This window comes from Vibrio sp. 10N.239.312.D08 (genome assembly GCF_041466145.1).
GTDB lineage: Bacteria > Pseudomonadota > Gammaproteobacteria > Enterobacterales > Vibrionaceae > Vibrio > Vibrio crassostreae_C.
The window spans coordinates 21,180-38,705 of record NZ_JBFSSD010000004.1 but is presented as its reverse complement, the minus strand read 5'-3'; the positions used below and the strand labels follow the sequence as shown (position 1 = coordinate 38,705).

The window sequence follows — 17,526 nt, the reverse complement described above, 5'->3', positions numbered from 1 at the left end:
ACGCTACCTCACATGCCAATGGCGACGCACGCGTCTCATTAATAAAAACATCCAAGGCCAAAGTATACAGTTTATCAATGCGCTCCATAACGATAACGGATTGAAAACAACATCTTGGATCAAATATTCACCAAAGAAGATCAACACCTCAAACAAGACCGTTAACGCGGCAATGATCATCGCTTGCTGCCATAACGCCATGTTACGAATGACGAGGAAGTTCATCGCAATAATGTACATCACTATTGCCATCATCATGCCTCGAATACCCAGAGTAGAGCCGATCAAAAGGTCCCACAATAAGCCTAAAATCAAAGCACTACCCACGTTAACACGATGCGGTAGAGCCAAAACCCAGTAACACGTAACCAGCAGTAACCAAGATGGTCTAAATAAATCTAAGCTACCAGGCCAAGGGATCGTCTGCAGAATCAGTGCTATTAAAAATGAGCAGAAAATTACTACCTTGCTTCTCAAAACGCTATTGGCCATCTTCGCCCTCTAACAATGCTTGTTCTATGCTCGATTGATCCGCTTGCATCTGTTTGTTTTCATCAGGCCATACAAGCAGCAGGTATCTGAGCTTATCGAACTCAACCACAGGCTCTGCTTTAATCACAGCGAACTCACGTTTCGGGTCGTAATCAACGGCCGTAACATAGGCGACTGGATAACCTTCTGGATATACCCCACCAAGACCTGATGTCACCAACAGATCTTCTTCTTGTATATCGGTACTGGTTGGAATGTGCTCTAGCTGGATCTCATCAATCATGCCATTGCCCGAAGCAATCACACGGATGTCATTACGAATAACCTGAACAGGAATCGCATTGTTTGCATCAGTGAGTAGTAATACACGACTATTATGAGCAGCAACGAAAGTGACTTGGCCGACAATGCCTTTTTCGTTGATCACCGGCTGACCTTCATACACCCCATCAATCTGACCTTTGTCGATCACGACTTGATGGCGATATGGTGAAGTGTCTACCGCCATAACTTCTGTGACGACTTTCTTCTCATCACGGATAAACGGCGAGCCTAACAGCTTACGAAGGCGCTTGTTTTCTTCTTGATATTGCTCAAGCAGAATCAGCTCGCTCTTCAGACGCAAGACTTCTCGTTTAATATTATGGTTAGATTCAATTAACCCTTTGCGAGTGCTAAAACGGTCGTAAACACCATCGAACATAGTGCGAGGCAAGTTGGCTGCATATTGAATAGGCGCAACCATGCTGTTTAATAGATAGCGAACATTTGAGAAAGCATCTAAACGACTATCAGCCAGCATAAGGCTGGCTGATAAAATTACAGCAAAAAACAGGCGCAATTGTAGAGAGGGACCTCTACCAAAAATTGGCTTCATTCTATATTTGGTCCTAGAGCTACATTTGATCCTATAGACAAGGTCCTAGGCTCTTTACATAAAACTAGATAAGAAAAGAGCCTAACACTAGATATTATTCTTCGCTGAACAGATCGCCGCCGTGCATGTCGATCATCTCTAGAGCTTTACCGCCACCTAGAGCAACACACGTTAATGGCTCTTCTGCAACAACAACAGGGATACCTGTTTCTTCTGTTAACAGGCGATCAAGGTCTTTAAGCAGTGCACCACCACCTGTTAGTACCATACCGTTTTCTGAGATATCAGAAGCCAGCTCTGGTGGACACTGTTCAAGTGCAACCATGACTGCAGATACGATGCCAGATAGAGGTTCTTGAAGTGCTTCAAGGATTTCGTTTGAGTTTAGGCTAAAGCTACGAGGCACACCTTCAGCAAGGTTACGACCACGTACTTCGATCTCATTGACTTCATCGCCAGGGTAAGCTGAACCGATTTCGTGTTTGATCTTCTCTGCTGTCGCTTCACCGATCAAGCTGCCGTAGTTACGACGAACGTAGTTGATGATCGCTTCATCAAAACGGTCACCACCAATGCGAACAGAAGACGAGTAAACCACACCGTTCAGTGAGATAACCGCAACTTCAGTAGTACCACCACCGATATCAACAACCATTGAACCTGTTGGCTCAGAGACACGTAGGCCAGCACCAATCGCAGCAGCCATAGGCTCATCGATTAGGTAAACCTCACGAGCACCAGCACCTAACGCTGATTCACGGATAGCACGACGCTCAACCTGTGTTGAACCACAAGGTACACAAACCAAAACACGAGGACTTGGTTTAAGCACACTGTTGTCATGCACTTGTTTGATGAAGTGCTGAAGCATTTTTTCCGTTACGTAAAAGTCGGCAATTACACCGTCTTTCATTGGACGGATCGCTGAGATGTTACCAGGCGTACGACCAAGCATTTGCTTAGCAGCGTGGCCAACAGCAGCGACACTCTTTGCAGAACCCGCACGATCTTGGCGAATAGCGACAACTGAAGGCTCATCAAGAACAATGCCTTGGCCTTTTACATAAATAAGGGTATTGGCTGTACCTAAATCAATCGATAGGTCGTTTGAAAACATGCCACGAAGTTTTTTAAACATATTCTTCGCTCATCCTGCAAGAATTAGAAGACAAAAATTGCACTAAATGTACCAATGCCTTGCTGTTACGGCAAGGCATTGAAGTGCAAACATGGACTGAAACCCGCAATTTCTTACAGATTCCTAACTTAAGGGGCAAAAATTATATTATTACTGACCTGTTAAGCCACTTTCACCTCGGTAGATCACACGATCGTTACCACGGTAGATACCAAATGTGACGACGGTGGAGGGATCTTCATCACCTAACTGTCTCCAGTTGTAGCGCAGCCATGGTTGCTCTTGATCGCTACCTGAGCAGGTAATAGGGTTTTCACCAGTTCTAGTGTTTGGCTCTGAGTCATCCATTCTTAACCACAGACGAACTTGCTCACGTGGCGCGTCTGTTCCTGCTGGCGTATTTTGATTTGCTGTGACCTCTTCTTCTCCATCATCCACATTTCCACTACCGTTAAGTGAAACTAAAGTGGTTGCCGCCCCTTCACTGTGCCAAATAACTTGTTTACAAGTATTAGCCCCATTGAAGGTACTGCGGTCATCATCCTCGTTAACAATAAACTCGCTGCCATCCCAGAACTCAGCGCGCAATGGAATAGTTAGAGTAGTATCAGAATTGCCACCAATATCATCTAGCACCATTCGACCATAACGAGCTGGAGGCTGGACCGGAAACTCGACAGAATCAGTCAAAATATCAGAGTCAGTAAATGAAACAGGATCAACTCCTGCAACAGTCAAGCCAAAGTGGGTAATAGTGGAGTTAGCATCTGAAGTATTAAACGGTGCATCTCTGCGGCTAACGTCATCTGAATCCGTAACTCGCTGAAGAACAGCGGCACTATCGTTCAACAACCAATGCTTACGATCAGCAGACCAAGTGCCTGCTCCAGTATCCAATAAAAAGCCATTATCGACACTGGCATCATCCAAAATACCAAAACTAGCTTGCAGATCTGAGCTGAAGAACCTGTAGTTATTGAGCGCATTATCCGTATCGCTCTCACCTGATGCCATTGGATACACTTGGTGAACTGTAGAATCATAAGGTTGACTTAGGTATGCAATATCATTTTGGTTAGCGACATTCCATTCTGGGGAGCCTTGTATGAAGTATTTAGGGTAAAAACGGCCGATAGTTTTAGACCCAGTGACACCTGAATCACCATTTGGAGGGGCAATGGTGCTATAAAAGTTACCCGTTTCAATTGCAACCAATTCAAAACTTCCTACCTCTGAGTAGGTTAACCCATCAAGTTGGTACCCACCATTTGACTGATCACTAATTGAAATACTCGGAGATATCGTGTCGGGCATCAAATAGCCAAGTACACCCTCACTTGGTGTGTCTAAATAATGGGAAACACTGATCGAAGCTTGAGACACAAAATAATTCGAAGGAACACCTACATTATTTGAACATACGGAATTTACATTAGCTCCGGTAATCATGGGTTTCACGTCCACATCAAAGCTCTCCCCCGCTGCAACAAAGCCACTACTACTGGATTCTGTACTCGTTCCACTTGAATCGCTATCAGTACATACAGCAAACTCATAAGGTTTAGATTTGACAACAAAGCTACCAACCAACCCCGAACTTGCGGAATCAGGCTGTTCATAAATAGGACACCCTTCAATTTCAGAACAATCAAAGCTAGGATCATTGATAACTACATTAACTTGCCCAACATTGCTCCAATTTACTTCAGTTGTAGCACCACCATTATCAAAATTTAGATCTGTAACTGAGAAGTCATCAAGTGATCCATCTTCAGGGGTAGGCATTTCAAGAAAGTAATCTTTAGAAGCATCAAATGATAAGTTTTTAGTATAGCCATTTACTGGGCTAACAACGCCTTGATCACAAGCTTGAGCCGTCACCTCTACCACTAACTCTTGAGAGTCTTGAGCTGCATTCATATGTATTTGGCTTGGGCTTGTATCAAACTTATAGGGCACATAAAAAACTTGTGTCGATGTTGCGGGCTCTGAATCGTAGACTCCCCCAACACTGAAACTACCAACCGTATCAGAGTCTAAATACAAGGTTCGAATGCCACCATCAAACGTATAATCCGGAGTTTCACACGCATTGTTAGCTTCACCCGTACACCATCGCGTTCCCGTTGGGGTTACCGTCGCTTCAAACTGCTCATTAGAGTCGACCAATTCGCCATTCTCTTCTAGGCGAAACTCAACCGGAATTCGCTCACAGGTTAGGCTGTATAATTGTTGAGGTTCTACAATCAATAATCCTTGCTGTACTGGGGGTTCACAAGAATAATCAGGTTTGATTATCGTTACACCATTATCAAGCACGGCGACTCTCGCTGTCACGGCACCATGAATAGCTGTCTGATTTAAATCTACAGTATCTGCGAGAATAAATCCTTTGAAAGTAGAGTTCCCAACGTCAAATATGACCTCACCTTTAGGAGCGTATATAATGGGATAAGCGAAGTCAGATTGTATATCAACTGCCAAGTTAAACTTCATACGTGTTATCACATTTATTTGAGAGTTGCCCTCAAAGGCATATACCAAATCTCCTGCATCATGCTCATAATTATCAAAGGTCACCGTGGAATTATCAGGAAAAACCAGTTCTACACCCGCCCCTCCACTAACTTTAACATCTGAGATATAACTGTCTTCATCTAAGACGACTCGAACTAGATTATAATCATTCCCCTGCTTGTTGATAACGAGCTTAGACAAGTTACTCTCAATGAAAACATCTATTGTTTCACCGTTAATTTGGTAAGAACATATCTCTGAGTCCGCTCCGCAGCTCTGCAAAATATCCGAAGCCTTGCCCGTAATGGTTAAACTTTCTGATGGATTTTTTTCTGCAATAGAGGTTACGTAACTGCCTTTAATCTTTCTTAATTCAAGTTGGCTATCATTATTACCAACATCACATTGATGTTCATCACACACTGGAAAATTATAAATATGATAAAACTCACTCGCATCATCAAAACCCAATAATAAAAAGTCATCTTTTGTTGTCCATTTATCATTAAAGAGCTCATAGCCTTCAGAGACCTTTTTTAAAGATTGATTAATATAGTTATTAGACCAGCCGCTAAATTTTGTTTGCTGGCTGGTAACCGTCAATGAGCTATTCACACCAGTCCAACTCTGAATGGGCTCGGGAAACAAGTTACACACGTTGGCAACAGGAACCACCTCAGGTAACTCAAACGCAAAGTAACCCACTTCTTCCGGAATATGCGTGCGGTCTCTAAAGTCCTCATCTACAACAAAGCTAACTTGGTTCGTGTTAATGTTACATCGACGTAGCCAGCCTCCGTGTCCACCAGCCCTCTCTTGTTTATTAGCTATGATCCCGTCAATATTCGTTAGAGAGGTGGTAGCATACTTATCCTCACAACCATCCAACATTGGGTCATTACCGCTTTGACTTGGCGTATCATACCCTCTTGCAAATTGAACCTTAAAACCATCAACATCAAGGTTAGTATTGGTGGCTAACGTCGCTAAAAACGCGATCTTCTCATCGTCATAATCATCGTTACTGCGGTGAGAAGCACTTAGCTCCAAAAACAAATCAATGTATGACGTTTCATCGGTTCGCCTAACCTTGCCAGAGGTCATCCATTTATCATTGTTATTTCGAGTTTGAATTTGATGCAATACCACCGGATTAGAAGAAAAGCCAGCTCCGCCAAAATCGCTATAAAGGACTCTATCATTACTATTTGAGCCTGATTTAGCACTGGCTGCATCGGTGTTCAAATAACCCGCTATGACTTCATGGCCATTAAAATCGGCCACACCGGGCTCAATCGCAAGGTAACTGACTTCTGTTATCGGTTGGCTATCTAAATCTGAACCACCGCCATTCTTTGGCGCCTTAATCTGCTTGATGGTCGCTTCGGTTTTGCTTACCTCGGTAACCATTAACGTTGCAGGAGCATCCGCGTCAGGGGCACTTGAATCAATGGTTGGCATCACAAACACCAGTGGCGTGTTGGTATAAGACTGAGTCAGTGGGATCTTACATTCTCCACCAGAGCACTGAACGATACCAAATTCATACTGAGCATCGTTTGAATAAACCGGCGGTGGCTCGATATCCGAGCTGTCACATTCTAGTTCAGTACTGTCCCCACTATTAATATCGACGCTTTGCGGGTGAATACCTTTAAAGTCTGCGGGGTAATTGCCTAAAAAAGTAAAACCCTGCCCATCGTCAACGTAGTAGTCTGCGGTTCCGGCATCATTTCCCGCTCCCGGCTGATAAATCAGTTGAACACTATAGTCTCCCCCACCAACCATGTAACGAGGATCGCGAATAAAGGGCGTATCTCCCACCGTAGGCTCATTAATATCATTGGTCCAGATGGTGTATTCCGGGCGGTTATTTCCGGGCTCTTGCTCTGCAAACACAGATTCAACAAGCTGGGCGGAATTGATATTAAATGATATTTTAAATTCACCGCTCGGATCTACGTTACAAGTCGACGCTGTCGCGATCAAAGGGAATAGGCAGAAACAGGCAACTAAAATATATCTACATGCTTTCATCGTATTGACTCCTTCACCCACACTTCTTGATTACGTTGCACTTGGCTCACACCAGAACCGCAAATTACCGAAGACTCTAGAACATAGAAAACAAAGCCATCAAGCTCTCCTCGATTGGAACACTGCACTCGCTCAAGAGAGCAATTCACCGAAGCCGTATCAACAATAGAGCTTGCTACCGTAAAAATCCCACCTCCGGGTTGGAGATCATTGCTGCTACAAACACTAGCAACAGCAGAAGAAGCCTGAGGATCAGGATCCGGATAAAACTGAGTCATAACATATTCATTAACAGAGTGACTGAGCAACCAAGCTTGTGTGCCAAGTACAACTCGAGTGTTTGAATCATTATCAGACCAACTCGTTCGACTCAAACTTGTCGCTAAGAAACCAAGCACCACGATAACAAAGATGACAATGACTAACGCACTACCTTTTTGGGTTGATTTACGGGACATTAATCACCTGTATATCTAGTTCAAACACTGTGGACTCATTATTTTCTGCAAACTCGAGAATCAACTCAACAACACCGTTACTCTGAACATCCGCAGGTTGATAACTCAGAGTGCTATTCTCACTCATAACTCGATCGCTTATTGTGACACCATTACGAGTTAGTAAATTACTATTCGCAAGGCAATACTCCACAAGGTTATTTGAGTCAAAAATGTAGTGCCTTTTACCTACAGATTCACTGACAAGAGTGTTAGCTCCATTTGGAATAGAAAAGTATGCAGTAGATACGCTCGGAGGAACCACACTATCAAGAGGGTATACATTATTTAGGTTGTTGATATCCGTATGTGGTCTAGTCGGATTTATAACCAATGACATAGATTGTAATGAACTACTTGTCGCTCCAGTATCACTAACTAGAAAGTTAATGTCTGCCCCCGAGGTAGCGTAAAAACCCGAATCAACAATTGGATAAAATGATACGCAACCGCTACTTACAGAAGCAGGAAACAGATTAGGTACAGCATGCCTCACTTCACGCGAAAGCTTTTCCAGTACAAACCTAGCTTCGGTTTGTAGCCGAAAGCGCTCTACAGAGCCAAAATAGCTTCTCATACCGAGTTCAGTAAAATTCGCGACACCAAGCAAAACGATACTTGAGATGACAATAGCTAAAATCATCTCTATAAGCGTAAACCCTTTCCCTTTCATTAATACTCCCCTTTATAAGCAACTAAAGTGATAGGAGGATTATTGCTTGCGGTAATTGTTAAGGTAAATTTCTGCATCGAAGCAGTTGGGGTATCGTTGGCAACAACCAAATCCACATCAAAATTAGTATAAGTGCTGCCGAGTTCAATTGGAGTACCTGAGCTCACCGTTCCGTAATCTCGAGCTAACAGATCGGTCATAATACTTTGACCTAATGCCGAAGCTCGGTTGGAATAATTTACTTGCCCTGAAAGCGCAGATTGTGGTGCAAGAAAAGTAGAAAATGCGAGCATTGCAAAACCAAGTAGTACAATAACAATGATCGACTCGATAAGAGTAAAGCCACTATTTACGTACTTCATGGGCATACCTGATTACTTGGATAAACAAAACCTTGAGAGTTAACACAAACCCAAGCTCTGTCTGAACTATTATTGGATAAAATCGTAATTTGAACACCAGATGAGGCGGTATTTTCAGGATTACCTAAAAGGCTGAATTCGATTGGCGAAGAGTAATTAGAGGAAGGTACAGACGCGAAACTATAATCATCACTAACGATAACATCACTTCTTGTTTCAGATGTGTTATCACAAGCAGATTGCGAACCGATACAATTGTTCGCAGCTACTAAACGTAAGCTTTCAGCACCTGACACAGACATATCCATATTGGATTGCATTCGATTGAGCTGAATTTGTCGGATGACAGAAGATGTCTGTTCTTGAAGAGCATACAATTCGTAGACTTGGCGACCTCCAAACCGGCTAATAGCTGTCGCTGAAATAATAGCAAGTAAAAGAATCACTACGATCAATTCAACAAGAGTGAAACCTTTGTTTGGCTTTATGTCCATATACATCCTAAGTAGCTCAATCGCAGCTCTACATTACAAGATAGAATAAAAACAATGAATATATCTATTGTGAATATTAGAGATTTATTAGTTTATTCCTAAAATAAAAAAGGCCGGCAAATGCCGACCTCTAGCTTACCGTAGCAAGCTATTTAGTTACCATTACAACCAGCACCAAGAGTCACTGATGTAGATGCAGCTGTATCAGCAGTTGTTCCTGTTGCTTGAGTATAAGTAACGATACACTCATCTTCACCAACATCTGCTCCAGAAAAGCTGAATGAGATAGTACCTGAACCACCACTAGTAACGTCTTCCCAGTCATCATTTAGGCCAACAACAGCAGCTCCAATACCTGTAGATGTTGCAGTTGGGTAACCGAAGGCAATATCAATGCCTTCGACGTTTTGTCCTGAAGAAATAGCTTCTAATCCCTCAACAGCAGCTTTACCGTAAGTAATACCAGCAGCACCATCAATTGCACCTTTTAGACCTTGGAGTGAAGACTCACGAGCATCATCTTGCAGGTTTAGGAAGCGTGGTGCCGCAGTTACAGCAAGAATACCTAGAATAACAATTACAACCACTAGTTCGATTAGGGTGAAACCGCCTTGTCTTTTCATAGTTTAGCTCTCTCTATGTTTAATTTTACGCAGACTTACTGCAAAGTTACGGTCACACGACCAGTTTTAATTTCGTAAACAAATTCATGTTCTGTACTACCTTCTAATTGAACGTAAGTACAGGTTGCATCACCTGAATTCGCTTGCGCTGAATATTTGTAATTTGAGTCATTAGCGACATCTGAAACCGCACCTACTTTAGGTGGATTTTGCAGCAAGTTTTCCATCAACTCAGAACATGTTTCATCTGAAATATCTTGTGGAGCAGTGCTCGAATTATTGTTCAGAGTCCACGGATAGCCATCACGAAAGTCGGTCTCGACGTTGTTACTGTTTTTTGATCTTGTTAACCAAAAATCAACACCATCATAGTTTACAGTATTGTATGTTTCAACACCTATCTTCTCTGACGGCCTTGCTTCCGCTTCCCATTGTGCTCTTGCTGACAAAACAGCCGTTGCAAAGCCACCAGCGACACCTTCAATACTGGATTTCTTGGCTTCATCCGTCACATCAAGAAAACGAGGCAACGCAGCGACCGCCAATAAACCAACAACTACGATCACTATCACTAATTCGACAAGGGAGAAACCCTTTTGATCCTTAAGCATTTTCTACCTACTCATCTAATTATTAACGCGCATTATACATTCGCGCACGTATAAAACCATACTAAAACTGTCAATATTTTCACAAAGCCAAAATATTGGCTTTTACACTAAACCTTTCTCTTTCAAGCAATATATCTACCTGATATTTATCAGTATAATGATAACTACAGTGAAAGTGTCTGTTGTCACTTTTATCTTCAACTCTTGGAGAGCTTAGCCCTAAAATGCTCCCTTGAGGATATAATTGATCCAGCCAATAATTACAGTCTCGCTCCGTACCTTGGATAGGCATTACCCACCCAGTTCTGCTGTAGATCTTTGGGGGTTCCGAGCCTTCTTCTTGCCCAGCACCCGATAACAAATACTGCTGTTTGAACAAATTGGCTTGCTCTAAAATCCGCTTGCTCGCGACGATAAATGCCGTGTTAGTCGCTTCTTCTTCTACCGTTTTGAATGCCGAAAGCACACCGACAATAAGAAAAAGAATAACCACTGTCCAAATAACAAAACGTGAGCGTTGTAGGTTATTTAGCATTCACTAGCCTTTGATCGCATCCAACATTCCCCACATCGGCAAGAAGATACCTAGCGCCAAAATCAGCACCATGCCTGCAACGATGGTTAACAAAATGGGTTCAATTCTGGCGGTTAAGGTTTTCAGATCGTAATCGACTTCGCGGTCATAAAAATCAGCCACTTCAAGTAATAGCTCATCAATACGACCCGTCTCTTCACCGACGGAGATCATTTGTATCACGAGCGGTGTGAAAATTTCGCTGTTAATCGCGGTCGACGAAACCGTACTACCGGCTTCAATGGCCGATTTCATGGCTTGAACTCGCAACTCTAGAAAACGGTTATCTAAAGCTTCCGCCGAAAGCGCTAGCGACTGGTTCAGTGGAACACCCGCTTTAAGCATCAAAGCAAAAGTACGCGAGAAGCGTGACAACAGTGCTCGATTCACTACCCCGCCAATGACCGGCATTTTTAAGCGTAATCGATCCCACTTTTCCAAGCCTTTGTCTGTCTTCACCCAAGCTTTAAAAGCGAAGATAAGACCAAAGATCACTCCAAGCATTAAGCCCCAGTAATTCACAAAGAACTCAGACATACCAATCAAGATACGAGTAGGCAGCGGCAAGTCGACACCAAAGCGCGCAAACATGCTTGAGAACTGTGGAATAACCTTGATGTTAAGAATGAACATTGCAATCAAGATAAAACTGATCACGAATGTTGGGTAACGCATCGCAGTCTTAATTCGTTTGCGAGTCTCAACTTCTTGTTCGTAATATCCAGCTAATTGCAGTAAAGCCTGATCTAGACGGCCTGTGTTTTCACCAACGCCAATCATCGAGACAAACAACGGACTGAATACCTTTGGGTGCATCTGCATTGACGCCGCTAAGCCGCGACCATTGGTTAGCTCAGCAACCACCTCTTCCAAGGCGGCTTTCAGCTGCTTATTTTCGCAGTTTTGAGTGAGGCCTTTCATCGATCTTAATAGTGGTACACCCGCTTTGGTTAGGCTGTATAACTGTCGACAAAACAGAACCAACACCTCTAACGGTACACTCGGAAAGAACAGACTCGATACATCCATATCTAAGACTGAACCACCACTTTTGCCCAGTTTGATAGAGGTTGGAATGATCCCTTTACTCATCAAGCTTTCAGCAGCAAGATCTTCGTTATTCGCGTCTAATTGCCCACTTACTTGACTACCATCAGAGCTGCGACCTACATAACGATACGTTGGCATATCATTCTACCCCTACAGATAAATTGGGTCAGTGGCACCGGACGCATCACCTTCGCCAAGATGCATTATCTCATCAAGACTCACGACACCTTGCAGAGCCAATTCCATCGCAGAAGCCAATAACGGTTTATAGTTTTCAGACTGTCTCGCCTTTTGAGCAAAACCTACCGCATCATTAGCTCTCAGCGCATCCATCATGTTTTGCTCTAGCTCCAACATTTCAAATACACCAATTCGCCCGCGGTAACCGGTTAAGTTACAGTTCTGGCAACCACGGCCTTTCATAAACGGCACACCTACTTGGTTAGGGAAACGGACGCTCAGCCATTGCTTGCGAGGTTCATCTAACTCATCCTCAACCTTACAATCTGTACACACTTTACGAACTAATCGCTGTGCGACTACTGCTCGAACAGCGCTCGCGACCAAGTAACCCGGAGCACCCATATCCATCATACGCAACGCGCTGTCTACCGCATCATTGGTATGTAACGTACTTAATACTAAGTGGCCGGTCAGTGCAGCTCTCAAGCCTATCTCAACGGTTTCGTGGTCACGCATCTCACCGATAAGAATAATATCGGGATCCTGACGTAGAAAGGTTCTCAAGATAGTAGAGAAATCGAGATTGATCTTAGAGTTTACCTGAACTTGATTCACACGAGGTAGGCGGTATTCCACCGGGTCTTCCGCAGTAATGATCTTTTTACCCGGTTCGTTTAATTCACTTAACGCGCCGTATAAGGTTGTTGTTTTACCTGAGCCGGTTGGTCCGGTAACCAAAATCATGCCATGTGGACGGCGCAATTGTTGACGCAGACGAACCAACAGATCACTCGGTATGCCCGACTCTTCTAGTTTACGTAGGCCTGCTGACTGGTTAAGAAGACGCATAACCACTGATTCACCGTGCTGTACTGGCATGGTCGACATACGAATATCAACCGACTGACCTTTAGATCGGATATTAAAGCGACCATCTTGAGGAAGACGTTTCTCTGAAATATCGAGGTTTGCCATCAGCTTCAAGCGCAGTACAAGTGCAGAAGCGATATTCACTTCATTCAGCAATGTTTCATGCAGTACGCCATCAATACGCTGACGAAGACGCAATACGTTTGAATCTGGCTCGATATGAATATCCGAAGCACCAACCTGAATAGCATCTTCAAATAGCGAGTTGATCAGCTTAACGACGGTAACTTCATCACTATCTTCTTCAGCGATATCGAAATCAAAGGCATCATTAACTTGGTGTTCAGCGTGAAGCTGTTCTGCAAACGAGGCGATCTCTTTGGTTCTTCGATAATAGCGATCGAAGCCATCAACCAATTGCCTTTCTTGAGCAACAACGAATTCCAGCGCGTAATCGCCGAGCTGACCAAGCAAAGACTCTTGGGCAAACAGATCGGCTGGGTCACTCATAGCAACACGTAAAGTGTCACCTTGGCGCCCAATCACTAAGGCACGAAGGCGACGAGCATGTACTTCTGGCAAAAGCTGTACCGCTTCAACATCGACAACGGCTCGGCTTAAATCAATAAGAGGAATCGCTAACTGCTGCGACAAAAAGCTCAGCATTTGCTGTTCTGACAAGAAGCCAAGCTCAATTAGCGCATCACCGAGCTTACGCCCAGTACTTTTCTGAGCGGCCAGTGCTTGTTCAACTTGAGCCTCGGTGATAATGCCTTCTTCGACAAGCAAATCACCAAGTCTTTTTCTTAATCTAATTTGCATCGCCGCTCTCCTCTAAAGCATTGAGTATTTTTAACCGGTCACGCACAAAGCTTTGTGATTGAGATGAGATACCGACTCTGGTTAACGCACCTTGGTATGACGCTTTAGCAGCCGTGAAGTCGAGTTGGCGTTCTTGCTGAATCGCTAAGCCCAACCACCAGCGAGCGTTATCTGAATCGACCTCAACCAACTTTTGATAACTCTCGAGTGCGATTTCTTCTTGCTGTGATTTTTGGCTCAACGCCGCACGCATTGCTAGATACTCTTGAGTTGGATGCGGAGGCATGTGTACTAAAGGGCTCAGCGCCGCTTCTGATTGATTCGCTTTAACCAGCAGTTTAGATAACCCTAATCGCAATTTTTCACTGTTGATGTTGAGCTTAATTCCAGACTGATAAAGCTCATAGGCTTTGCGAGTATCGCCTTTACCAAAATAGAGAATCGCAAGTTTCTGACGGACATCTTCATTTCGTGGCGTGTAGCGTAGAGCTTCAGTGTAGCCCTTCAACGCACCAGTAAGATCGTTCGCATCAAGCGCTTTCTGAGCTCGACCTTGTGCATTCACAGATAGCTGTTCCGGAGTTAACTCAACCTGTTCGATCAACATTCCGCTATTTTCTGAATCACCAGAGGCTACAGGCTCATTAGAGATAGACGCAGGATCTTTTTTGGCCACACTAGCAACGTAAACTGGTTGGGGGATGTCAGTCCTAATCGTTTTAGGCGTGCTTAGAGGTTTAGCCGGTGTTTGTTGTTTTGTCGCTTTTGGGGCAGACATAACAACTGATTCGGAAACACTAGGCTTAGATTGAGCGCTTTTTGCCATCGCAGTGTTTTCTGTTGAAAGGATCGCAGAGTCTAGTGTCACCAATTTCTTAGTTGGCGATGAGATAGGTTGAGCAACTTCCTGAATGCCATTTGAATCATCAACGACAGAGACTTGAACCTGTAAATCTCGAGTTGAGATTGACTGCTCAACAATAGACTGATCAATCACAGGGCCTTGCGATATCGCCCAGCCGCCCATCGCTAAACTCAAAGTAAAACCCGCAACAACCCAAACTAGGGGGGAACGCGTTTTTACTTTAGGTACGACTGCCGCTTCAATCGAAGTCGCTGATTTTTTCTTTGCCAATTCAGACAAGGCGTTGTTAATGACGCTCATAATTAATTCCAACCCCACAGTATTGGCGTTTTAAATTTAGGCTTACACACATCGTACGTTTCATGCATAGCTGAAAAAAGATGTTGGTTGTCGATACTTTTCTTATCTTCACTGAACGAAAGCAATAGAGCCTTATGGCAAAGTTGGTTTATCAATCTAGGGATACCTAACGACGAACGACAGATCGCCTTTTTTTGATTCAAGCTGAATAACTCAGGGCTACCACCAGATTTAGCGATTCGATTATCAATATAAGCCACCGTTTCATCGAGATTCAGCGGTCTCAGTGTCGAACTAAATGTGATTCTTTGGCGAAACTGCCTTAGGTGGTACGCCTCTAATCGAGCATCCAATTCTGGCTGACCTAATAAGACAATCTGCAGCAGTTTTTTATCTTCCGTTTCAAGGTTACCAAACAACCTTAATGTTTCGAGCGCTTCATCCGATAGAGCCTGAGCTTCATCAAGAATAGCCACCACTCTTAAACCAGAATTGTGCAATTCAATGAGCTTATGCTGAATGTTATCAACCAAGGTTGCTTCATTATCGACAGCTAAACCAAGCTCTGTTGCAACCGCCTGGCGCAAGTCTGCCCCTGATAACACAGGGTTTGGTAAATAGATCAGAGCTGTACAGTCATGTAGGTGATTGACCAACATCCGGCAAACCATGGTTTTTCCAGTGCCTACCTCTCCGGTCACCTTAATCACGCCCTCGCCCATTTCCAACGCCGAGATTACCGTCTGAATCGCTTCGAAATGAGGCGCTAAACCATAGAAGAAATCGGTATTCGGCGTTAAGGTAAATGGCAGTTGTTCAAAACCAAAGTGAGCTTGATACATACGACGACCTAGCTTAGTGAGACACTGCCACTCTATATTGAGAAAGTAAGCAATTACTCTTCATCAGGGAACCACTGCTGAAGAAGATCACGTGAACGCTCCAACTCATTTTGCCAAGTATTCACACCCACGATCGTTGGCTTAAGCAAGATCACGAGTTCAGTTTTTTGCGTTAACTGATTGGTGTTACGGAACAAATGACCTAAGGCTGGAATATCACCGAGGAATGGAACTTTAGAGGTCACATCACTGGTATTTGATTTCATTAACCCACCAATAACCACAACATCTCCATCTTTGGCGCGAATCACTGAATCAGACTCACGAATAGAGCTTTTCGCCAAAGGAAGTTGCACCAAGCCCGTCGTGGAACCTAGGTTGAGCTCTTTCACTTCTTCCTCTACCTCAATAACGGCTGGGTGTACATGTAAGAACACGCTACCTTTATCGTCTATCTGAGGGGTAACATCTAAAGAGATACCCGAAAAGAACGGAGTTAATTCAACTTCAGGTGCGACATTCGCGTCATCACCACTACCGACCGAACTTGATAAATCTGTTACGTAGTATTCGTCGGTACCCACTTTGATAACCGCTTTCTGGTTATTTGCCGCCGTGACTCGCGGGCTCGATAGAACATTAAGGTCACCTTGAGTGTCCATAAAGCTCAAAACTGCTTCAAAGCTGCCATCTGAAATCGTTACGTTAGTTTGTCCGCCTAACAAAGAGCTGATTGCATCTAACGGCGGTAAAGTACTTGCCGGACGATCAATTACAACGCCACCGCTGCCAATCGACTTAGACAAATTCGACCAGCTAATTCCCTGTTGGTAGCCGTCACTCAAGGTCACTTCCATGATTTTGGCTTCCAAGATAACTTGGCGCTGCAAACGCTTCTGAGAAATACCTAAGAACTCTCGAACCTCACGAATTTCGTCAGGGTAAGCACGCACTGTAATCACACTCGCTTGCGGGGTCACGACAACGCTTTGCCCATCACCCGAGCCAATTAAGTGAGCAACCGCCGCTTCAAGCTGTGGCCAGAAATCACTTTCAGAGGTCGTTTCAATCTCTGTTCCGCCATTCGATGTCGAATTCGATGAGTTAGAAGAGTTGGATGAATTTGACGAGTTTGAGTTCGAGCTTGAAGAGCTCGATGAATTCGAATCTGAGTTAGAGATCGTGCCGGTGGTGATCGTCGTTAGTGAGCGACCAGAACGCTTAACTTGTAAGTAATCGACAGGGATCGTTACGGTGCGAAGACCGGCAGGATAAACTTGAATCACTTTGCCACGCTTTTCAATATCGTAGCCATACATATCTTGAGCAACAGCCAGTACCTCATCTAACGTCACGTCCGTTAGATTAAGCGTAAGGTTTCCAGACACACTTGGGTGAATAGCCGCACTATATTCCGTACCTTTCACTAAGCTGGCAAAAAAAGTTCTCGCTTCAACGCCTTTTGCCTGAATACGAAAACGCTTAACCGTTTCCATCCCCGGAGACATCGAGTCAGAATTAAGCTGAGGCATAAGGTCATCTTGAACCGACGAAGGCAGCTCATGAAGCGCTCTGCTATTGGCTTCATTAATTGATTCGTTTAAAGACTCTTTAATCTCAACAGGATCTCTATGCCCCATCGAACAGCCGACTAAAGATGACACTAGGATTGCTACTACAAGTTTACGCATGTCTTCAC

The 17,526-nt window shown here is 43.9% G+C and carries 16 protein-coding genes; all 16 read right to left on the bottom strand.

The window, feature by feature from the left end; genetic code table 11:
* Window positions 1-3: 3 nt before the first annotated feature.
* Window positions 4-492, bottom strand: a complete 489-nt coding sequence (mreD, locus tag AB6D58_RS03485) for a rod shape-determining protein MreD (protein WP_017061361.1) — start codon at window positions 490-492, stop codon at window positions 4-6.
* A complete protein-coding gene (gene mreC, locus AB6D58_RS03480) occupies window positions 482-1,369 on the bottom strand; it encodes a rod shape-determining protein MreC (protein WP_004735927.1) in 888 nt (295 codons plus the stop codon). Before mreC ends, mreD begins: the two co-directional genes overlap by 11 nt.
* A 94-nt stretch (window positions 1,370-1,463) precedes the next feature.
* Window positions 1,464-2,507: a rod shape-determining protein gene (locus tag AB6D58_RS03475; protein ID WP_017068734.1), complete on the bottom strand. Its 1,044-nt coding sequence runs from the start codon at window positions 2,505-2,507 to the stop codon at window positions 1,464-1,466.
* A 150-nt stretch (window positions 2,508-2,657) separates the two neighbouring features.
* Window positions 2,658-7,061: a DUF6701 domain-containing protein gene (locus AB6D58_RS03470; RefSeq protein WP_372156504.1), complete on the bottom strand. Its 4,404-nt coding sequence runs from the start codon at window positions 7,059-7,061 to the stop codon at window positions 2,658-2,660.
* Window positions 7,058-7,519 (bottom strand): MSHA biogenesis protein MshP, encoded by a 462-nt coding sequence (locus AB6D58_RS03465; protein WP_371706453.1) that lies wholly within the window; start codon window positions 7,517-7,519, stop codon window positions 7,058-7,060. Before AB6D58_RS03465 ends, AB6D58_RS03470 begins: the two co-directional genes overlap by 4 nt.
* Window positions 7,509-8,231, bottom strand: coding sequence for a PilW family protein (locus AB6D58_RS03460; protein WP_372156502.1), 723 nt, complete (start codon window positions 8,229-8,231; stop codon window positions 7,509-7,511). The genes AB6D58_RS03465 and AB6D58_RS03460 overlap by 11 nt, the downstream gene beginning before the upstream one ends.
* Window positions 8,231-8,593 carry a prepilin-type N-terminal cleavage/methylation domain-containing protein gene (locus AB6D58_RS03455; protein WP_102332742.1) on the bottom strand — a complete coding sequence of 121 codons (363 nt, stop codon included), beginning with the start codon at window positions 8,591-8,593 and terminating at the stop codon, window positions 8,231-8,233. Before AB6D58_RS03455 ends, AB6D58_RS03460 begins: the two co-directional genes overlap by 1 nt.
* A complete protein-coding gene (locus AB6D58_RS03450; RefSeq protein ID WP_371706451.1) occupies window positions 8,590-9,087 on the bottom strand; it encodes a Tfp pilus assembly protein FimT/FimU in 498 nt (165 codons plus the stop codon). The genes AB6D58_RS03455 and AB6D58_RS03450 overlap by 4 nt, the downstream gene beginning before the upstream one ends.
* Window positions 9,088-9,239: 152 nt before the next feature.
* Window positions 9,240-9,710, bottom strand: coding sequence for a prepilin-type N-terminal cleavage/methylation domain-containing protein (locus tag AB6D58_RS03445; RefSeq protein WP_102332740.1), 471 nt, complete (start codon window positions 9,708-9,710; stop codon window positions 9,240-9,242).
* A 35-nt stretch (window positions 9,711-9,745) separates the two neighbouring features.
* Complete coding sequence (locus AB6D58_RS03440; protein ID WP_372156501.1) at window positions 9,746-10,321, bottom strand: prepilin-type N-terminal cleavage/methylation domain-containing protein; 576 nt, start codon at window positions 10,319-10,321, stop codon at window positions 9,746-9,748.
* 79 nt (window positions 10,322-10,400) lie between these two features.
* Window positions 10,401-10,856 (bottom strand): hypothetical protein, encoded by a 456-nt coding sequence (locus tag AB6D58_RS03435; RefSeq protein ID WP_017068728.1) that lies wholly within the window; start codon window positions 10,854-10,856, stop codon window positions 10,401-10,403.
* 3 nt (window positions 10,857-10,859) lie between these two features.
* The gene (locus AB6D58_RS03430) at window positions 10,860-12,083 is read right to left on the bottom strand and encodes a type II secretion system F family protein (protein WP_017061351.1); all 1,224 of its coding nucleotides are present in this window, start codon (window positions 12,081-12,083) and stop codon (window positions 10,860-10,862) included.
* 12 nt (window positions 12,084-12,095) lie between these two features.
* Window positions 12,096-13,820, bottom strand: coding sequence for a GspE/PulE family protein (locus AB6D58_RS03425; protein ID WP_372156500.1), 1,725 nt, complete (start codon window positions 13,818-13,820; stop codon window positions 12,096-12,098).
* A complete protein-coding gene (locus AB6D58_RS03420; RefSeq protein ID WP_017068727.1) occupies window positions 13,810-14,985 on the bottom strand; it encodes a lipopolysaccharide assembly protein LapB in 1,176 nt (391 codons plus the stop codon). Before AB6D58_RS03420 ends, AB6D58_RS03425 begins: the two co-directional genes overlap by 11 nt.
* 2 nt (window positions 14,986-14,987) lie before the next feature.
* Window positions 14,988-15,827, bottom strand: coding sequence for an ExeA family protein (locus AB6D58_RS03415; protein ID WP_017061348.1), 840 nt, complete (start codon window positions 15,825-15,827; stop codon window positions 14,988-14,990).
* A 53-nt stretch (window positions 15,828-15,880) separates the two neighbouring features.
* Window positions 15,881-17,518, bottom strand: coding sequence for a pilus (MSHA type) biogenesis protein MshL (gene mshL / locus AB6D58_RS03410; protein WP_102321221.1), 1,638 nt, complete (start codon window positions 17,516-17,518; stop codon window positions 15,881-15,883).
* Between the last annotated feature and the right edge of the window lie 8 nt (window positions 17,519-17,526).